Annotated in this window: 4 protein-coding genes and 1 rRNA gene; all 5 read left to right on the forward strand. The window is 73.2% G+C overall.

Annotated features, from left to right (window positions below; all coding sequences use genetic code 11):
• Positions 1-83, forward strand: a 5S ribosomal RNA gene (rrf, locus tag ACWEQL_RS40965); the annotation flags it as partial.
• 248 nt (positions 84-331) lie between these two features.
• Positions 332-2,923: an ATP-binding protein gene (locus ACWEQL_RS40970; RefSeq protein WP_452156482.1), complete on the forward strand. Its 2,592-nt coding sequence runs from the start codon at positions 332-334 to the stop codon at positions 2,921-2,923.
• A gap of 81 nt (positions 2,924-3,004) precedes the next feature.
• The gene (locus ACWEQL_RS40975) at positions 3,005-3,685 is read left to right on the forward strand and encodes a response regulator (protein ID WP_452156484.1); all 681 of its coding nucleotides are present in this window, start codon (positions 3,005-3,007) and stop codon (positions 3,683-3,685) included.
• Between the two features lie 110 nt (positions 3,686-3,795).
• Entirely contained in the window at positions 3,796-4,203 is a 408-nt protein-coding gene (locus ACWEQL_RS40980; protein ID WP_452156486.1) for an OB-fold nucleic acid binding domain-containing protein, read from the forward strand.
• Positions 4,204-4,205: 2 nt separating this feature from the next.
• Positions 4,206-4,958, forward strand: coding sequence for a DUF3159 domain-containing protein (locus ACWEQL_RS40985; protein ID WP_452156488.1), 753 nt, complete (start codon positions 4,206-4,208; stop codon positions 4,956-4,958).
• Positions 4,959-5,035: the final 77 nt, after the last annotated feature.

Raw genomic sequence — 5,035 nt, forward strand, 5'->3', positions numbered from 1 at the left:
ACATTCCGAACCCGGAAGCTAAGCCTCACAGCGCCGATGGTACTGCAGGGGGGACCCTGTGGGAGAGTAGGACGCCGCCGAACGATCATTCAGAGCAACCCCGCCCGGGTCACCCGGGCGGGGTTTCTCGCATTTCCGGGGAAAACGCGGGAAAAACCGGCCGATGCTCGCCGGCAGGACCGTGCAGCCCTGTCACCCGTCAACATCGCGCTAAGACTGCCCGTTCGGCGGCCGGATCGCCGGTGAATCGCCCGTCGCGCCGTAGTCTCGAAGGCGAGGGTGAACACGTGTCCGGGACGGTACCCGGCGGGCCGGATCAAGAATGGTGCACATGGGACGCGGCAGGCTGCGGATCTACCTCGGGGCGGCCCCCGGAGTCGGGAAGACGTACGCCATGCTCGCCGAGGCGCACCGCCGGCTGGCCCGCGGGACGGACGTCGTGGTGGGCTTCGTGGAGCACCACGGGCGGCAACGGACGGCGGGCATGGTCGGCGGACTGGAGGTCGTCCCGCGCCGGGAGCTGACGCACCGGGACGCCGGGTTCACCGAGATGGACCTGGACGCGGTGCTCCGGCGGGCCCCGGCCGTGGCGCTGGTGGACGAGCTGGCGCACACCAACGTGCCGGGCTGCCGCAACGAGAAGCGGTGGCAGGACGTCGAGGAACTGCTGGCGGCCGGGATCGACGTGATATCGACCGTGAACATCCAGCACCTGGAGTCGCTGGGCGACGCGGTCGAGGGCATCACGGGGGTGCGCCAGCGCGAGACCGTCCCGGACGAGGTGGTGCGGCGGGCGGACCAGATCGAGCTGGTCGACATGGACCCGCAGGCGCTCCGCCGGCGGCTGGCGCACGGCAACGTGTACGCGCCGGAGAAGGTCGACGCGGCGCTCGCCCACTACTTCCGTCCGGGCAACCTCACCGCGCTGCGCGAGCTGGCACTGCTGTGGACGGCCGACCGGGTCGACGAGTACCTGCAGAAGTACCGGGCCGAGCAGGGCATCGAGGGCACCTGGCAGGCCCGTGAGCGGATCGTCGTCGGGCTGACCGGCGGGCCCGAGGGGGCCACGCTGATCCGGCGGGCGGCCCGGATCGCCGCCCGGGGGTCGGGCGGTGAGCTGCTGGCCGTCCACATCTCCCGCTCGGACGGGCTGGCCGGGTCGGGAGCAGGCTCCCCGCGGACGCTGATCGAGCAGCGGGCGCTGGTGGAGAGCCTGGGCGGCAGCTTCCACACCGTGCTGGGCGACGACCCGGCGGCGGGGCTGCTGGAGTTCGCGCGCGGGGTGAACGCCACCCAGATCGTGCTGGGCACCAGCCGCCGTCCGGCCTGGCAGTACGTCTACGGGCCCGGGGTGGGCACCACGGTGACCCGGGCGTCGGGTGACATAGACGTCCACATCGTCACGCACGAGCACGCCGCCAAGGGGCGTGGCCGGGTGCCGATCCGCCGGGTCACCGACCTGGGCCGGACCCGGACGGTCGCGGGCTGGCTGATCGGCCTGGCGGGCCCGCCGCTGCTGGCGCTGCTGCTGACGCACGTCGAGGGGCTCGGGCTCACCACCGACATGCTGCTGTTCCTGTCGCTGACGGTGTGCGCCGCGCTGGTGGGCGGGCTGTTCCCGGCGATCGCCTCGGCACTGGTCGGCTCCTCCGCGCTGAACTACTACTTCGCCCCACCGGTCCACACGTTCACCATCGACGAGCCGCAGAACATCCTGGCGGTGGCGATATTCACCGCCGTCGGCATCGCGGTGGCCTCGGTGGTGGACCTGGCCGCCCGGCGCACCCACCAGGCGGCGCGCAGCCAGGCGGAGGCGCAGACGCTGAGCGCGCTCGCGGGCACCGTGCTGCGGGGCGCGCCGAGCGGGGACGGGGTGCTGACGGCGCTGCTGGAGCAGGTGCGGGAGACCTTCCAGCAGGGCTCGGCCGCGCTGCTGGAGCGCCCGGACGAGCACGGCCCGTGGCGGACGGTGGCGTCGGCGGGGCCGGACGCGCCGGGGCGTCCCGAGGCGGCGGACGTGGACGTGCCGGTGGGGGACACGCTGGCGCTGGTCCTGCGGGGCCGGGTGCTGCCCGCGGAGGACCGCCGGCTGCTGGGCGCCTTCGCCGCGCAGGCCGCGGTGCTGCTGGAGCGTCGCCGGCTGGCCCGGGAGGCGCTGGCCGCCCGCCGGGAGGCCGAGGGCAACCGGATCCGCACCGCGCTGCTGGCGGCGGTCTCGCACGACCTGCGCACCCCGCTGGCCGGGATCAAGGCCTCCGTCAGCTCGCTGCGGTCGGCGGACGTGGAGTGGGACGAGGCGGACGAGGCGGAGCTGCTGGCCGGGATCGAGGCCGGCGCCGACCGGCTGGACCACCTGATCAACAACCTGCTGGACATGAGCCGGCTGCAGACCGGGACGGTCACCTCGCTGATCCAGGAGACCGACCTGGACGAGGTGGTGCCCCTCGCGCTCGGCGGGGTGCCGCCGGAGGCCGTACGGCTGGACGTGCGGGAGAGCCTGCCGATGGTCCTGGCGGACGGCGGGCTGCTGGAGCGCTCGCTGGCCAACCTGGTGGAGAACGCCGTGAAGTACAGCCCGCCGGGTGTGCGGGTGCTCGTCAGGGCCGACGCGCTGCATCCGGCGGGCGGGCGAGGCCGGGTCGAGCTGAGGATCGTGGACCGCGGGCCGGGTGTGCCGGAGGAGGCCAAGGAACGGATCTTCGCGCCGTTCCAGCGGTACGGGGACGCCCCGCGCGGCGCGGGCGTGGGCCTGGGTCTCGCCGTGGCGCGCGGCTTCGTCGAGGCCATGGACGGCACCGTCGTGGCGGAGGACACCCCGGGCGGCGGGCTGACCATGGTGGTCACGCTGCCCGTCGCCGGCCGCACGCAGCGGGCCCGTCCGCCCACGGGCCCGACTGGCCCGACCGAATCGGCCCTCACCTGACCGGGGCCCGTCCATCCCTTACGTCCGACAGCCGTACGTCTGACAGCCGTACGTCCGACAGCACTGAAAGGCGGAGCCGGCATGACCCGGGTCCTCGTCGTGGACGACGAACCGCAGATCGTCCGCGCACTGGTGATCAACCTCAAGGCCCGTAAGTACGAGGTCGACGCGGCCCACGACGGGGCCGGCGCGCTGGAGCTGGCGGCCGCCCGCCACCCGGACGTGGTCGTCCTCGACCTCGGGCTGCCCGACATGGACGGCGTCGAGGTGATCAAGGGTCTGCGCGGCTGGACCAGGGTGCCGATCATCGTGCTCTCCGCCCGGCACGCCTCCGACGAGAAGGTCGAGGCGCTGGACGCGGGCGCCGACGACTACGTGACCAAGCCGTTCGGCATGGACGAGCTGCTGGCGCGGCTGCGGGCCGCGGTCCGCCGGGCCGAGCCGGTGGCGGGCGAGGACGACGCGGTGGTGGTGACCGAGAGCTTCACCGTCGACCTGGCGGCGAAGAAGGTCAACCGGGACGGCACCGACGTACGGCTCACCCCGACCGAGTGGCACCTGCTGGAGGTGCTGGTCCGCAACGCCGGGCGGCTGGTGAGCCAGACCCGGCTGCTCCAGGAGGTCTGGGGCCCGGCCTACCGCACCGAGACCAACTACCTGCGGGTCTACCTGGCGCAGCTGCGCCGCAAGCTGGAGCGGGACCCTTCGCACCCGCGGCACTTCATCACCGAGCCGGGGATGGGCTACCGCTTCGAGGGATGACGCGGACCGGCGCGGGCCGATCCGGGGCCGGGGCACCGGAGGCCGGGGAGCGGCGGGCCGCTGACCTGGCGGCCTGCCGCCGGGTGCCCGGAAACCGGTACCCTTCGGGCATGAGTGGTGACATCAGCAGCGACCAGCCGCAGGGCCGCTTCCGCCGGCTGCTCAACCGCCTCACCTCCTCCTCCGAGGAGCTGGACGCGGAGGAGCTGCGCCAGGAGAGCGCGGCGGAGTCGGGCTGCACTCCGATCGCCCGCTGCGGGGACCGTCAACTGGTCACCGTCGCCGGCACCCTGCGGACGGTGACCCTCCGGCCCCGGGCCGGTGTGCCCGCGCTGGAGGCCGAGCTCTTCGACGGCACCGAGGCGCTGGACGTGGTCTGGCTCGGCCGCCGTTCGATCGCGGGCATAGAACCCGGTCGCCGGCTCGTCGCCAGTGGCCGGATCAGCCACGCACGCGGGCGCCGCGTGCTGTTCAACCCCCGCTACGAACTGCGTCCGGTCGGACACGGGAGCGAGTGAGCGTGAGCAAGCAGTACGGCGGCGAGAGCGCCGCCCATTCCGACCTGGCCGCGGCCGACGGCGGGCCTGCCCGGCAGGAGTCGCCCGAGGACATCGGCGCGACCCTGATGCAGGCCTTCGGCGGTGTCCGGGGGATGGTCGAGACCACGCTGCCCGGCCTGGTCTTCATCGTCCTCTTCAACATCACGCACAAGATCCCGACGGCGGCGCTCGCCGCGGTCGGGCTGACGGTGGCGCTGGTCCTGGTGCGGCTGGTGACCAGGGGGACGACGAAGCACGCCTTCGGCGGCCTGTTCGGGGTCGCCCTCAGCGCGGCGATCTCGATGTTCACCGGCAAGGCCGAGAATTTCTACCTCCCGGGGCTGCTCTACAGCGTCGGGTACTGCATCGCGCTGGCGGTCTCCGCGCTGACCCGCTGGCCGCTGATCGGTGTGATCGTCGGTCCGGCGACCGGTGAGATGTTCACCTGGCGGACGCAGAACCCGGGCCGGCTGGCCGCGTACACCAAGGCCACCTGGGCCTGGGTGGTGATCATGGGCATCAAGCCGCTGATCCTCTTCCCGCTGTATTTCACGGGCAACGTGAACCTGCTCGGCTGGCTCAAGGTCGCGCTCGGGATCCCGCCGATGCTGCTGGCGATCTACGTGACCTGGCAGATCCTGCTGAAGGCGCCGCCGCCCATCAAGGCGGAGATCCCCGGGGAAGGGGAGCCGGCCGAGCAGCCGGCCGTCCAGGAGCCCGCGGCGCGGGACTGACGCGGGACCCGGGCGGGACCGAGGCGGCCGCCACGGGCGCACAGCACGACGGGAGGGGGCGTACTCGTAGCGAGTAC

This window comes from Kitasatospora sp. NPDC004240, assembly GCF_053603215.1.